The sequence below is a fragment of the Aureibacter tunicatorum genome (assembly GCF_036492635.1).
Classification (GTDB): Bacteria; Bacteroidota; Bacteroidia; order Cytophagales; family Cyclobacteriaceae; genus Aureibacter; species Aureibacter tunicatorum.
In genome coordinates this window covers 118,372-133,608 of the sequence record NZ_AP025307.1, presented here as the reverse complement: position 1 = coordinate 133,608, position 15,237 = coordinate 118,372, and the positions used below count along the sequence as shown (strand labels likewise).

Below are 15,237 nucleotides of genomic sequence, written 5' to 3'. Positions count from 1 at the left end.
TAAAATAAGAGTCGTAATTACATGCATATATTCCATTAAATACCAACCTATTATAAGATTGACTTTTTTGTTGCACGCATAAGTAAGTCCTATTAAACTCATTACCACAGCAATTAAACTATTTCAATACCGTGGAAAAAGAAGAATACATATCGAAATTTCAATGAATTAAAAAAGTTCAAAAATAGATATTATCACAATTGATTTTTTAAATCATTTTCTTTCCCTTTGGATAGTACACAAAGGAGGAAGAGTAAGAAATTCATAAAAACTAATCGTGATAAACATTAATGAAAATCGGCTAAATGCAAAAAATCCTGAACATAAATTCAGGATTTTAACAATTACATATAATACATCAAGAAAATTAATCCAAAGTCATTTGCTACTCCGGAATATAAATAATCTCGCCATTTTCCAACTGATAAGCCGTTCCTACACGCTGGCCTTTATTTTTTCCTTTCGCTGAATTATTCTTCGATTGTTGATACCTTTCTATCTTCTCTCCCTTTTTTGTGATGATTTCCATATTTTGCTTTCCGGGATTTTTCACCATAGTAAAATCTTCCTGAGAGAACATTTCCGTCATCTGATAACGACTGACAAGCGCAACCATTAAGGCCACAGCGAATACCATTGCCACATCAAAAAGATTTGTGACCATAGACAATGGATCGAATTCATCTGAATTACTATTGATAAACCTTCTTCTTCTCATCCTCTTCTTTTATCAATTCGTGAATAAACTCCAATTGGCTCAGTTCTTCCATGGTCCATCGTTGTCTCGCTTGAAGACAAACAAAACCAATCGCTCCAATAATCAACCCGACAACAGTTGTCGCAAAAGCCACTTGCATATTATGAGCCATAGAGGCAATATCTCCTGTCGACAATCCAACCAACGCAGGACCCATTGGAATCAAAGTTCCCATTAGCCCTAAAGTCGGACCTAATTTGGCCAAACTCTTTGGTATGGAAATCCTTTTCTCACTTATCAACTCATAATCGGATAACACCTTCTCTCGCCTAACAAATGATTCCTTAAACGAAAGCAACTTAACAACGGCTTCAGGCAGTTGGCCTTTTGTCTCCCCCACCTTAAGTTTCAATGCTGATAGCTTTTCATCTTCAACAATTATCTCATTCAATGCCGGAAATAAATCTTTCTTGTTTTTTCTGTATTCGCTATATGCTGAATACATTTCACCCAAATAAAATAAACTACGGGCGAATAACAGCACCAGTCCTAAAGTAACTGGCAATAACAAAGCTGTCGATATCCAGTAAAGTATATTTGTAACTATTTCCATATTCTTTTTTTAATGTAATTATAATATCCCCATCCAGCACTAACCATAGTAAGGCTTGAAGCAATCAAGATCAATATATCCCAAATTGATATTTCCACTTCAAAAGCCGACACTGAGTTTTCATGCCAAGCATACAATACGCACAAGCCCAGAAAGTACATCAACACGAACAAACCTCTAAGCTCTTCAACTAGTTTTGAACCAATATACTTTTTGCATAAAAACATAAATATCACACTTCCAACAATCCATGCCGTTCCTGTAGCAGTGATTTTTAATTCAAAGCCATAATCGCCGGCAATAAACAAGCTCCTCCAACATAAATAACACCCGCCAATAACGAATGAAAAATTCGGCATAATCGCCGAACCTTTTTTAAACAAAACCAATATGTAATCGCTAGAATTCTCATCAAATAATGAAAGCCATATCAGCCCGCATATCTCCAAGGACAATACGACAGATAAAGACTGTAAATGACTAGAGCTGGAAATAAATCCATTAATTTCAGCTAATGAAACCTCGAGCAAAGCGCTATAACCAAATACTAGACATCCCACGCATATCGCTAATTGGATGGCAATCTCATGAATTTTCAAATAGTGCCACCTAAAAGCTTGCATTATCAATACTATACCTAATAAAAGAAGTATGAAATCATTAATCATAGCTCTTCCTCTTTCTCCACCAAACAAAAGCGATCACTAATACTAATGCGGCCAATCCCAGCAAGACGATTCTTATTGAAATCATTTCCTGCACTTCCGCCTGCTTGCGTTCCTCTTTAGACACTTTCTTTTCCTTCGAATCGCTTTCCAAAACTAAAGCCTCGGAGTTATCATTGCGAGATTTTTCTCTGACGTTATTGATTGTCTCTTCATAACCCACGCTCAATTCTTCTGACGCATTTCGGCTCACCATATCACGAACATCTTGATTGTCGCAAACAAATTCGCTGCATCCTGCATCAAAATCTTTAACCAACTGCGCGTGCAAATTGCTAACATTTCGAATATCCTCTTCAGAAGCTTGCCAATATCCCTTATGGGCTGACTCCAACAACACAGCAGTCATTTCCTGCAAAGCGTATGGATTCTTATCTTCAAAGAAACCTTTAACGTCTAAATTATGCTTATCATTAACATAAACCTCATATAGATCTTGCCATAAGCCTTCACGTATAGCCGTTGGCTTCATAACATTCCAGCCAAATGTATTTCTAAATGTCTCGGCAAATGTTTCAGCGGATGTCGCCTCTCCTTGCATGTACTCCTCAATATACTTAGGATTAAGCAATGTCGTTCTTGACTCCACCCCGATGGCTTCTTTGATACCCTGTACTTTTGCTTTGGACGGGTTTCGAAAATCATTGAAATAACCTTCAGGGTCTTTGCCCGTCACTGTACGCACAGCCAAATTTATTCCTCCCATAAATTCATACACATGATCCAAGCTCAAAGCACCCCAAGTATTGCTTTGCCTTGGTTGCACAACAGCTTCTGTTTGTTGAAGCATCGCTTCAAAAACGCCTTCTTCAAATGCGCCCCAATCCTCAGAACCTCCATATAAAGCACCCATATTGTGAATATAAGTTCTAGCGATTTCCTCTTCGGACTTCCACCTATCCGCTTTTTCAACCATGCCCATAATATTGGTTCCATAGTTGCCATTAACTCCCCCGAATACTCTTTGGTCAGCCCATTTTCTAGACTGCAAAGGCGTCAATCCCTTTTCCATCATCACTTTTTGAGCAAGCTTGCTTCCTTCCCTTACATAATTTGACTTTTCCTCTGCTTTGGAAGCCATCGCTACCGCCTTGTTTATCATTTTCAGGCGTGAAGCCGCAAGATCTCTCAACTGTCCGGAAGTCTGCACTATGACATCAATACGAGGCCTTCCTAATTCTTCCATTGGTATCAGCTTCACATTCATCACTCTGCCAAATGGGTCTCTCACTGGCTCAACTCCCAATAAATATAAAATCTCTGCAAGCGTAGCGCCTTCTGTCTCAATGAAGCTTCCAGACCAAAGTGTAAAGCTCACTTTCTTAGGAAAGGCATTGTGCTTCTTTTGATAATCATCGATCAAGGACTCCGCCAATGCTTTGCCAACTTCCCAGCTTTCCTTTGATGGCGTTTTTTCCGCGTCAATCGAATACAAATTTCTGCCAGTTGGCACTGTGGATGGGTTGGTAATTGGGTCTCCGCCTGAGGAAGGAAGAAGATATCCTCCGTCAAATGAATTGACCAAGGCATCTAATTCCATATCAGGACTTTTCGAAAGCAATTCTTTATAGGTTGGCAAGTCATTAATCGTCTTTTGCAAACTAGCCACAGCCTCCGCCCAAGATTGTTCCGTTCGATTCTTCTTGTTTATAGACTTAAGAACCTGTTGATGCCTATGTTTTAAATCTTTCTCTGTTATCCCAAAAATATCTTGAGCCATATCCCAATGACTAAGCGCAAATAAAATAGCGGTATCAGCTGATTGCAATTTTTCCAAGTTCCATGAATTCTCAACTTGACTTTCAATAGCCAGCTTGGCTTTAAAGTCATCCGAAGAAAGTCGATCTCTAGCTTCCGATTTTTTTCTTTGTCTCTCGATGACGATACGCTCCGATAATCTAGGGTCCTCCAAAAGAGCTAATGCTTCTTTTCTACCTTCTTCTTTTTGCATAATGCGAATCACGGCCTTCATATCATCTGTATTCCCGATCTCGATAGCTTTTTTCATTGCCGGAATCGCCACAGCGATTTTTCTCGCTTTTTTCAATGTCACCGAATCAAGCAGGCCAGAATACATCTTGAAATTTTTATCGGATTTCATTTTCAAAATGAAATCAACTTTTTCCTGATCAGTGGAAATATTCACTAACAAATCTTCCAGCTTCTTTTGCTCATCATCGCTAAGCCTTTGCGAACGCTTTCCTTTTTTAGGCTTTTTGCTCGAACCTTTGCGATCTCCCATGCTAATAAATCCTTTGATGATATCGCTTTGTGAAAATGTAGGATTCGCCTTATACCATGCCTGAGCTCTAGCCATTTCAGCGCTTGTTATCAGGTTCAACTCCTTGAAGGTCTTTCCTTCATTCACTTGATGGATTATACCCGAAGCCTTTGATCTATAGTTTTTTTCAAAAAAAGATACATCTTGAATATCTTTCTCGCTGATCTTTCCTCTGATCTTATCCATTTCTGCCAAATTATAAGCAATAGGATCTATCGCCATTAATTTGACTGTCTGCGTCAAGTGTTCATTTTCATAAGCTTCTCCTAAAGTATACAATCCTGCGGTAATCTTTTCCTGTGAAATTTCCTGTACATAATCCACAAGCCTATTTAGTTCCGAATTGGAAAGCTCTTCACTATTTTCAATGCCTAAATCGGAAAGAATTCCCAACTTATCGGATAATTGAGTGATGCTTTCCAAATACTGTTGTTTTACATTGCCACTAACATTAGTATAAGCCAATAATTTGTCCTGCAATGTTTTCAAATCTCCATAAACGCCGCTTTCTAAAAAAGGGCTTGTAAGATGAGAAACCAAAGTCGCATATGATCTTCGCTTTGCAATTATTCCCTCGCCCACATTGCTAATGGTATATAAATAATAATGAGGCGTATTTCCAATCAAAGCGTCAGTCCAGTCATAACCGCTTAAGGCAACCTGCTTGCCCGGCGTGAATTCAAGGCTTCCATGCGTTCCAAAATGCAAAATAGCATCCGCTCCAAATCCATGCCTAGCCCATAGATAAGCAGAAATATATGGATAAGGCGGAGCTATATCCGCGCCGTGAATCAGGCTAAATGAATCCTCTCCTACGGCAGGAAGCGGTTGTGGAATTAAAACTATATTGCCTAATTCTACTCGGCTTAAGGCCAATGACTCCACTGTGTCTTGCATGACAGACATATATTCTCCAGGGAAACCGCCATATTCTTTTTCAACAGCCTGAGACATCTCTGGATATAGCGACTTCTCGCTCCATGCTTCATATTGATCAGGGCTGATAATTTCAGGGTTTCCTTGCTTGATAAATTTCTCTATTTTTCCTTCTGCGTATGGACCCAATACCGGGCCTTTTTGTTGAATCAAGTCCCATAAAGCACTTGAACTGTCCGGCAATTCACCCAAATCGTATCCTTCATTTTTCAATCGCTTAAGCAAATTATATAGCGAAGGAATAATTTCCATATTCGAAGCGACCATCGCATTATTGCCTGGCCCTTTGAAATAAACTATAGCTATTTTCTTATCCGCATTTTTCTTTTGTTTCAAAGCCAAGCGTTTCTTTAGGCCTTCGCAAAAAGCATCCATACGCTCAGGAATCGCTTTGAAAATATTATAACCATTCTCGTCTTTGTACTGGGCAGTCACCACATAAGGCATCGCCGCTCCATCAAGCTCCGGCAAAGCGATAGACATGCTAAGCATGGGGCCAAAAAATCCCTGCGGATTCTTCAACCAATCTTCATAAGGTTGAAACACGCTTATGGGAGTAAGCAATGGAATGTTTTTTTCACGAAGCCATTGTTGGCACTCTTGGTCTTGTCCCAAAGATAAACGACCATGAGGCATCATCAAGACGATATCCGGCGATATTTCTTTTAAAAATTTCAATCTCTTTTCCACTGCGGAGACTGGATAAACATTTAAGTCATGAGATTCAAGCTTTCGTATAAACTCATCCAGGTGATCTCTATTGGAATTAAATGGTCCGGGAACGGAAGTAAACAAAGCAACTTTGGCCTGACCATTTTTTAACGCATTCTTGGACTTCATATGAGTTTCGAAGGAAGCAACATCTTCAAACAATTCCGTTTCTTCCAAATGAAAAAGAACATTTCGTGAGATCTCCTTAGGCTTTGCTATTTCATCCAAACCGAATAGCTTACCACTCATTTCGCCCCGAATATAGCTCAACATATTTCTATAATTATGCGAACCGCCATATTTCATATAAAGGGAAATTAAATCAAGGTTCTTTCCCATCAAATTCGTAAGATCCATGTTTGGATTTGTCGCTCCTTCGGTAAAAATTGGCAAACCGGACAAACCCGCTTGTTCTATTGAAGACTTTTCAGACGGCGATAGATGCAATCCTCTTCCAAATATAAACAAGGCATCATAGTTTCTTGCCTTTCCAATGCTATTTCGATCCAGAGTTTCAATATTAATCCATCCCGAGGCATTGGATTTTTGAATTCTTGCTATGGAAAAATCCGGATAATTCAGAAATGCAATTTTTGTAGGAGCCACCCATCGATAATACGCCCATGCGATTGACATAAGCAAAGGTATCGCTAATAATACCCAGTAAGTTCTTTTTATCCTTTTTATCATACCTTCAATAGCTTATGGAGCAATGCTCCTCATTATCATATTATTATGAGTAGGGAGAAAAAAATTCTACTCCGATAACCTCGGAGTAGAAATATGAATCAATGAAAAATGAAATCTGCCCTATAACCATTTCACAGAGTAAAAAACGTTTGAAATTCAAAAAATAAAATTCGATAATAATGCCTAATACTATGGCAACAATTCCTCGTATTCAAATGAAGGAGCGATCTCGCCAGTATTTGGATTTTTGATCGTATGAAACCTCAGCTTGTAACGCTTTCCTTCTTGATCAGTCAATACGTAAGTTATAAAATCATACACTTTGTACTTACCATCAGAATGCGGGGTTAAGATATGATTCCAAGATCTTCCTATTGCATCGCCATCTTTAGAGTAGCTCATCCCTTCAGACATAACGTTTGTTATCTCGTCATAATTAGAATCACTAATGGTCATATTATTGATTTTCGAATCAGGATCATCATTGCCTTCCATGCCTGACGGATTATCAATAGCGATAGCTGTATTGCTTGCGCGATTGTTCAATACAGTTGCCGCAAGACGGTAAATATCGCAATTGACTCCCGGCATAGCCGCCGGCCCCATCGCTTGACAAGGCGCTCCCGTTCTCACCGCGCTGCCTGTTATCAATAAATCCCACTCTTTAGGCTCTATATCTACAGAACTTCCAGTCATCAATGAAAAGTAAGTTGTCGCGTCTGAATTCAAATCCAAATGCACATCCTTTTCATTTGCCCCATCCAGATCAGCATATTCCATATCCATATGGTCTCCGGACAATTCTTTGATAATTAATTTTTTATATCCTCTATGCTCTCCTGCCATGCTTCTGCCAAAGTCAAAAACATACACAGTATTAACTTCCCACTCCCCTATAGCAGTCATGTCCAAGTCGCCGTTCGTATTATCATACTTGAATTCAAGGCCTTCGACATCCGTCACATCTTCCAATGTTGGCGCATCAGTAATCGCCGCGCTGACATTATTTGTATTATTCGTTCTAAGGTGCAATCCCGTTGGGTCAAAAGCGATATCCCAAGCCGCATTGTCTATTTCCTTTGTATTTCCTGTGCTTAAATCAACGAATACTTGTTGGCTGTAATCGTTTTTCAAAGTAGCGGTAATCAATCCTTCTACAGGCTCTATCGGCGTAAAATCATCCTCATTTTTATCACAAGCACTCAAAAACAACATTGATAACGCTGCCGTGGACAAAATTTGTCTGTAAAACTTAGTCTTCATATCATTTATATTATTGATTAATATTGTAGGTTAATTTCAAAAAAGCCGTGCGCCCCCAGGCAATAGGCAATTCACTGTTGGAACCTGTTCTAGCTGTCAATCCCTTGGACCCTTCTCCAGTTTGTTCCACATCAGTGACATTCATCACGTTCTTGCATCCCAGCGTAACGATCAAAGATTCATGAAAAAATGCTCGCGTAGCCGATACATCCAAAAAATGATAATCTCCAAGCGTTCTGTCGACCAATCCTTTTTCCTCATCCAATTCGAATTGAGCCAAAGCTCCATTGTACTTGTAGTATAAAGAGAACTTAGTCTGCAAAAGCTTAAGACGATACCAGCTTTGAAGGCTTAACTCTGGGCTCCAGAAGAACTGATCCGATGCATCTGTTCCTGTTCTACCCAAAAGTCCGCTGCCCACTGTCGCGCTCCATTGATTATTCTCTTCCCAGCTCACATTGATATTTACGCCCTGTGTCTGAAAATAAGGTATATTTTCATAAGTCCTGCCCACAGGAGCATCTGAAGGCTTATATACGCTTTCAATCTTGTCATGAATACGGTTATAATAGATAAATGGATTGATAGAAGCTTTTCGACTTTCTTCCTGAACCAAAACATAACTTCCCGACAAGATAAAATTATCCGAAACTTCCGCTCCTAAATCCCTATTGCCCGTAATATCATGGTTAGCGTCTTGAAAATCATAATACAACTCTCGCATGGAAGGCACTCTAAAGCCTTTGGCCATTGAAAAACGAAAAAAATGATCTTTGCTTCCCATATTCCATTTGATATTCAATGAAGGTATCAAGGGCAAATGAACTCCCCCAATTTTAATGATATCGGCGTCATAAGTATTATTATACTCATAGCGCAAGCCCAATTGTGTTTCCACATTTTCGCCTATTTTGGCATTAACGGATGTGAAAACTCCCAAATTTCTAAGATCATCCCTTTCTTTATCAATACGCTCGCCACTCGCCGACTGCATAGAGTAATCATAACCTAATAACACATTCAATCTATCTTCCAGAAGTTGAGAACGAGTCACGCTTCCTCTTGCATTAACTAATGCGAACTCGTCCTCCGCTTCGGATCTTTTCTTAGAACTTTCATCATTCAGATTCACCAAATATGAAGCAGTATTTCGCGAATAAATCTGATATGAGTTAAGAATATTCAAATACCAATTCTTTCCAATCTCGCCATTGGCAAAGACTCCGGAAGTCATTCTTAACGATGTCGTCAAGTGGTCATTCGCAGTTCGGCCTCCTGTAGATGGATCTGGAGCGCCTTTACTCGTATTTGATTCATGAAAAAAGTGCTGGATAAAGCCAACTCGCAATTTATTATAATCCCTAAAGATTTTGGCATTACCCAAATATTGCACTTTGGGATTCCAATTCATTCGTCTGGCTTCTGTTACCATCGGAGACGCATAACCTGTAAACTCGTTTCTGCCTCCTCCCAAATTGATGTTCCATTTCTTCCACTGTCTTCCCAAAGCAATGTCTGCATTATATTGCCCCACGGATTCATAATAAGCACTTAAACCACCTTGCCACTTTTCTTCCTCCAAAGTCTTTGATATGATATTAACCGTTCCTGCCAAAGCGCTTGTGCCGTATTGGACCGATTGAGGTCCGTGAACGATTTCAACTTTTTCCGCATTGTGCAAATTGACTTGGGACAAGTCAAAGCCGCCGCCAGCTCCGGAAAGCTGCGGCACACCGTCCAATAAGATTTTCACATTCTCTCCAGCGATGCCCTGCAAGATCAGATTGCTTCCCAATATATTGTCATGCACTATTCTGGCATTCATTTCATTGGCCAAAATGTCGGTCAAATTCACCGCCCCTCTGCTTTGCATTTGGTCTATACCTATAACATCCACCTTGTACAAGGACTCGCGGACACTTGTAGGTCGCATTTGCCCGGTAACAACGATCTCGTCGAAATCATAGCTTTTCACCTTCAAAAATACGGTGTCAATAGTTGTTTCGCTCGTTTGATATTTTTGGATATCATAACCCATTGCGAACACGTGATATACTCCCGAAAAGTCGCCAACTATTTTGCCATTGCTCTCCGACACGGCGACAATCTTTTGATCTTTATCCACCAAAGACGCCTCAGCTATCGGCTCCTTTGACATTAGATTCAAAATAATTATCTCCTTCTCACTTTGCGCGAAAGCCATAAAACAAGCAAACGCCATTACCACCGTTAAAAACACCCTCATAAATGCAACCATGTTGCAAATATAAGTTTTAATCAAGCACTTTTGCAACATTATTGCATTCGAAAAATATTATCCAGTCTCGTTTAGGTTAAATATCTAATAAACAATATTTTAACTTTTTGAATAATATTTAAACTTATCACACTATATATATAGAAAGCTAATATTGACTTATTTTTATTGTAAATTTTCAATAAATAAATAACATTAAAATTAGCTGATTTTTACATGACTTGAAATAATATTTTTCACGATTAGTTTTTTATGTCTTACGAAATCATCATCCTTTGTATTTCTTCCAGAGAAAATAATATGTACATTGCTTTCAAATCTCTTCTCATTCTAATTCTCAAAAAAAACATAACTCGAAGACATTCAGAATACAATCTATGGGCTCTCCAAACACATTAAGCATACGAAAAATAGAGCGATCTGATTTCGATGATCCAATAGATGAACTATTTATCGATGGTATTCATATAAATGATATCTTAAATAGTTATATAGCTGATTTTGACACAAAATACCTTCTGCCTTCTATATCATGTGAAATGACCACTGCCTATGATAAAGAATTTCTTTGGCAAAAAATTGACAGCAATAATAAGATAGAAGAAATGCTACCTATGTTAATGTGCGTTGAGGCTGACTTTACATGTTTGGAGCATATCGTATTCATTCATGTAGAGAAATCATCAGAATTTGTGCATTGGAAAAAGTTTGGCGTTATTTCAAAAGACCTTAAACTTTGGAAACCAATAAAAAAGAATTCAGATGACAAACTAGCCGTACTAGAATCCATTGTCTCTATTGATTCAATCAAAAAAGAGCATGTCGTATGGATTGAAAATACTCCTGAATTCAAATTTACCAAGCAAAATTATAGTGAAATAATAAACTATTACAGAAAAACAAATGAGGATAGAGAAGCTATTGATATGATATTCTGGTGGCTAGGAGGAATAGATAAGAGCATAGGACACAAATACATACATATTCACGTTGATTCCGATAAGAATATCAGATTTTACAAATCTTTTTTCAAATGGAAAGAACAACCAAAATGGAAATACACTAAATATAAATTAAGAAATTCACATATAATATCCAATAATTCTAAAGAATTGCTAAAGTTTATCAAAAAAGCTGTTGAAAGAGTTAATTTGCAATTTGGGCATGATTCAATATTGAATCAATCATCATTGATTTATATAAGTGACGATAACGAATTTTTGTCTCTAGAAAATAAGTTTTCAAATGAACAGAATCGAAACTAATTTTACGCAACTAAACGAAACTCATATTTTATGATGCTATTGCCTATCATTTTAATATTAATTCCTGTTTCAATTTATTTTATCAGATCAATTCATTTAAAGAGAAGAATTAAAAAGCTTAAAATAAGCATTGAAAGAGATCCAAATAGCATCATTTTCCACAATATCAGATTTAAAGGCTTGAGATCAATATCTACTCAAGATTGTAATTTTATTATCAATGATGACCAAATATATATTTTTAGCAAAAGCAGTGTATACAAGCTCTCCTTTAGAGAAAATTCTATACTCATACCATATTCAAGTAAAATCAAACTATTGAGAATACGTCAAAGATCTTTAGAATATAGTTCCCCCAAAAATTAGGACTGCAAGTTAAGATACAATCTATTAACTTAGTTACTATGAAAAGCAGAAGAAAATTTACCCCTGAATTCAAAGCAAAAGTGGCATTAGCCGCTATCAAAGAGCAGAAAACAATCGCAATTTTAGCACAAGAATTTGATCTGAGCCCTACTCAAATCAACACTTGGAAACGCGAGTTTTTGAATAATGCCTCTTCCCTTTTTAAAAAAAATAGCGATCGAAAAGAAGCCACGGATAGCTTGGAAAAGGAAAAAGAAACGCTCTACTCCAAAATAGGCCAACTTCAAGTTGAAGTGGATTTTTTAAAGAAAGCCTTATCGTAAACAAAAACACACAAGAACGCAAAAAGCTAGTCGATAAGGCGCATGATATCTTGAGTATTACGAGGCAGTGCTCCCTCTTAGGTATTCATAAATCAAGCTATTATTATAAATCTAAAGGTGAGTCCGAACTTAATTTGAAGCTTATGAAATTAATTGACAAGCAGTATCAAAAGCGACCATTTTGGGGAGTGCCTTCTATGAGCATTTGGCTTAAAAAAGATATGGATTATAATATAAACTCCAAAAGAATAGAGCGATTGTATCGGCTAATGGATCTGCGAGCCATCGTTCCGGGCCCTCATACTTCTAAAGGAAATAAACAACATAAAACATATCCTTACCTGCTTGAATCGCTTAAAATCGAGCGAATCAATCAAGTGTGGGCGACGGATATCACTTATATTCCAGTAGAGGGAGGCTACTTTTACTTAATGGCAGTTATCGATTTAAAGAGTCGATTTGTTGTGGGTTGGTCCATTTCCAATACTATGGATGCTGAGTGGTGTCAGGAAACCATGCAAGAATGCGTTGAACAATATGGAGTTCCTGAAATAGTCAATACCGACCAAGGCAGCCAATTTACCAGCGAAGTATTCACCTCTTATTTACACTCAAAGCAAATACGAATCAGCATGGATGGTAAAGGACGGGCGATCGATAATATATTTATCGAAAGACTATGGAGAACCGTAAAATATGAAGATATTTACCTTAAAGCTTACGCGACAGGAAATGAACTATTCGTAGGCTTGCTCGAGTATTTTGATTTTTACAATCACCAAAGAAGACATAGTTCATTGGAGCACAAGCGACCTAGAGAACTCTACTTTGAAGAATCGAATTTGGCTTTTATCTCAAAAGCAAAGGTAAGTTCAATACCAGAACCCGTCAAGGGTATAAACGGCTTGCCGCAGGCGCAACACAAGCCGCCCTTGACAGAACCTGATATTGAAATTTATGAAGCTCTTGAAATGAGAAACCAAAAAATAAAATTAAGTTTAACTACTTTGCGGTCCTAAAAAAGGGGGGAACATTAGAAAGTGCTCTAGAGCTTAGTTTTAGTGTAAAATCTAGATCAATAATCGAAAATTATCAGGAATATGAAATGATCATTTACAGCTCTGAGAAAGAGGTATTGGAAGAAATATTGAGAATATTAAAGTATAAAAATGTCTTACAACATGGACAGAAGTAACTTAAAGCAAAGATATCCGAACTCTAACCTTGTTCATTTCATTGAAATGTATGATGATGTTATCTCAATTAGCATACACTGTTTGAATGCATATATATTTGAAGATGAAACATATGTATATGATTTACAAAATGATATTCAAACGATAGAAGATAATAAAGAGGAACATCTAGTAATTGAGTATATGAATATTTGTGGATGGACTAACGATGAAGAAAAGTCCATTTCAAGATTAAAACAAGAATTAGTAGAAGCTAAAAGTGTATATACATGATTTTTTAAAATCATTGATTTCTAACATATCCAATCATCAATCGTATCATATACAGCCATGCATTTTTCTTTTTTTGCTACTTCCAATAAATCTTGAAGTTGAGAGAGAATGACAGGATCCTTGTCATCAATCTTATCAAAAGTATCTTCAGTAAATAACTCAAAAACTTGAGCCAGCAATCTTTTTGATGATTCACTAGGTTGATAATAATGGTTATCCCAAAAGTCAAACAAATACTTTGAACAATTGGTAACTGCCCAGCCGACTATAACATCATTATCGCTTAAAGCATGAAAATCTTCAGCTATTCTTAGGTTATCAAGTTTTGAAAAATCAATATTTGTATCATTTGAATAAACGAAAGTATCTGACTCAAAATAGTATATAAAATTTTGATACAAGGGGATAGAAAAATTTTTTGGCTCTTTAATTCTTAATGACTTGTATTTCAAGTTTTTCAAGGGGAATTTATCCGTATAATTAACCTTAATACTATATGGAGTTGTAAGCCATACTGTATCTAAGTTAAGAGTGTTTTTATCAAATAAATAAGTGTCAACCTCCTCGAGTAAAAAAATCATTGATCCATACCCATTATGTTTGCTATATGCGCTTTGAAAGGTGTCATAATTGCTGAAAAACACATTAAAACCTATTGAGTAAAATTTAAGATCAATTCTACTTGCCAACCCATCAATTACTTCCAATCTAATTCTGCCTTCTTCTGCCTGTAAGTCAATAATCATATATCCAATCTAAAGTCAAGTTAATCTTCTATTTCTATCAACAGTACAGCCTGAACTAAAAGTTGAAACCTTACTTCGAATAAGAGCTTAAAGAAAGCTCTTATTTCCGCATCAAAAATACTCAACTTTAAGCATTCGTATTGCAAATGCGGGAGAGACACTAATAAGCACCAAATCAATCTAAGGTATCACTGTTTTCTTCTAAACTATTTAGTTTTTCCTTGTAGAACCTATATTGATCCAATGTTAAAATTCTATTGGGGCCCCTATTAAAATCTAAAATCGCTAGTAAACCTTCTTTATCTTTTTCATTTATTTCATGAGCTCTAATAAAATAACTCAATGACATTTCATCTATCCCATCCACATGTGAAAATAAAAAAATAAAACACGTACAAATTTCCAAACTTTGAATTCATCAGTTTTATTTCATTTTTATTGTAAAATTCTACTAATTCCCATTCACCGTGAGAATAATCATAACAAGAAAAAAACACCAGTTGTGGCTTACCTAAATGATCATTAAATCCGGTTTTAGATAAAGTTATTTGGCCTCCTCTATTTTGAATATTAAATTTTTTGTTTTTCATTACTCTAGACCTATCCTTCTATATCGTAAACTTAATCGATCTATTCATCTATAAGCGTTGGTGAAATGCAAAACCATATGCTATACCTTATTTACGTCTGCCTTACAGCGGTCACAAACACCTTATAATTGATTTAGCCATAAACTCAAAATCTTGACGAATATTTATTCTTTATTTAAATAAAAATAAAATATAATTGCAAAATATTAGAATAAATCTACAATTTTAAACTAGCAATAATTTTTAAATGTATGTAAATTATCAATATTAACACATTTCAATACTAACCTTTCAAAACTACTAAA

Annotated in this window: 11 protein-coding genes; 4 read left to right on the top strand and 7 right to left on the bottom strand. The window is 36.7% G+C overall.

All coding sequences use genetic code 11. The features are described from left to right. Positions 1-385 precede the first annotated feature (385 nt). The 6 genes from AABK36_RS23130 to AABK36_RS23105 form a co-directional block, all read right to left on the bottom strand. On the bottom strand, positions 386-718 hold the full coding sequence (locus tag AABK36_RS23130; protein WP_309943345.1) for a DUF2149 domain-containing protein: 333 nt from the start codon (positions 716-718) through the stop codon (positions 386-388). After that, positions 693-1,310, bottom strand: coding sequence for a MotA/TolQ/ExbB proton channel family protein (locus tag AABK36_RS23125; protein WP_309943347.1), 618 nt, complete (start codon positions 1,308-1,310; stop codon positions 693-695). Before AABK36_RS23125 ends, AABK36_RS23130 begins: the two co-directional genes overlap by 26 nt. After that, positions 1,301-1,978 carry a hypothetical protein gene (locus AABK36_RS23120; RefSeq protein WP_309943349.1) on the bottom strand — a complete coding sequence of 226 codons (678 nt, stop codon included), beginning with the start codon at positions 1,976-1,978 and terminating at the stop codon, positions 1,301-1,303. Before AABK36_RS23120 ends, AABK36_RS23125 begins: the two co-directional genes overlap by 10 nt. After that, positions 1,971-6,653: a cobaltochelatase subunit CobN gene (locus AABK36_RS23115; protein WP_309943353.1), complete on the bottom strand. Its 4,683-nt coding sequence runs from the start codon at positions 6,651-6,653 to the stop codon at positions 1,971-1,973. The genes AABK36_RS23120 and AABK36_RS23115 overlap by 8 nt, the downstream gene beginning before the upstream one ends. A 189-nt stretch (positions 6,654-6,842) precedes the next feature. Continuing rightward, positions 6,843-7,916 carry an HmuY family protein gene (locus AABK36_RS23110; RefSeq protein ID WP_309943355.1) on the bottom strand — a complete coding sequence of 358 codons (1,074 nt, stop codon included), beginning with the start codon at positions 7,914-7,916 and terminating at the stop codon, positions 6,843-6,845. Between the two features lie 10 nt (positions 7,917-7,926). After that, positions 7,927-10,161, bottom strand: coding sequence for a TonB-dependent receptor plug domain-containing protein (locus AABK36_RS23105; RefSeq protein WP_309943357.1), 2,235 nt, complete (start codon positions 10,159-10,161; stop codon positions 7,927-7,929). A 389-nt stretch (positions 10,162-10,550) separates the two neighbouring features. Here AABK36_RS23105 and AABK36_RS23100 point away from each other — a divergent pair, with 389 nt between their 5' ends. The 4 genes from AABK36_RS23100 (at position 10,551) to AABK36_RS23085 (ending at position 13,596) form a co-directional block, all read left to right on the top strand. Continuing rightward, positions 10,551-11,438 (top strand): hypothetical protein, encoded by an 888-nt coding sequence (locus AABK36_RS23100; protein WP_309943360.1) that lies wholly within the window; start codon positions 10,551-10,553, stop codon positions 11,436-11,438. A gap of 404 nt (positions 11,439-11,842) precedes the next feature. Further along, positions 11,843-12,127 carry a transposase gene (locus AABK36_RS23095; RefSeq protein ID WP_338390266.1) on the top strand — a complete coding sequence of 95 codons (285 nt, stop codon included), beginning with the start codon at positions 11,843-11,845 and terminating at the stop codon, positions 12,125-12,127. Positions 12,128-12,177: 50 nt separating this feature from the next. After that, positions 12,178-13,146, top strand: coding sequence for an IS3 family transposase (locus AABK36_RS23090; RefSeq protein ID WP_338390355.1), 969 nt, complete (start codon positions 12,178-12,180; stop codon positions 13,144-13,146). A gap of 162 nt (positions 13,147-13,308) precedes the next feature. Next, on the top strand, positions 13,309-13,596 hold the full coding sequence (locus AABK36_RS23085; protein WP_309943027.1) for a hypothetical protein: 288 nt from the start codon (positions 13,309-13,311) through the stop codon (positions 13,594-13,596). A gap of 20 nt (positions 13,597-13,616) precedes the next feature. Here the strand turns inward: AABK36_RS23085 and AABK36_RS23080 are convergent, their stop codons facing one another. Further along, positions 13,617-14,342: a hypothetical protein gene (locus AABK36_RS23080; protein WP_309943025.1), complete on the bottom strand. Its 726-nt coding sequence runs from the start codon at positions 14,340-14,342 to the stop codon at positions 13,617-13,619. Positions 14,343-15,237 lie beyond the last annotated feature (895 nt).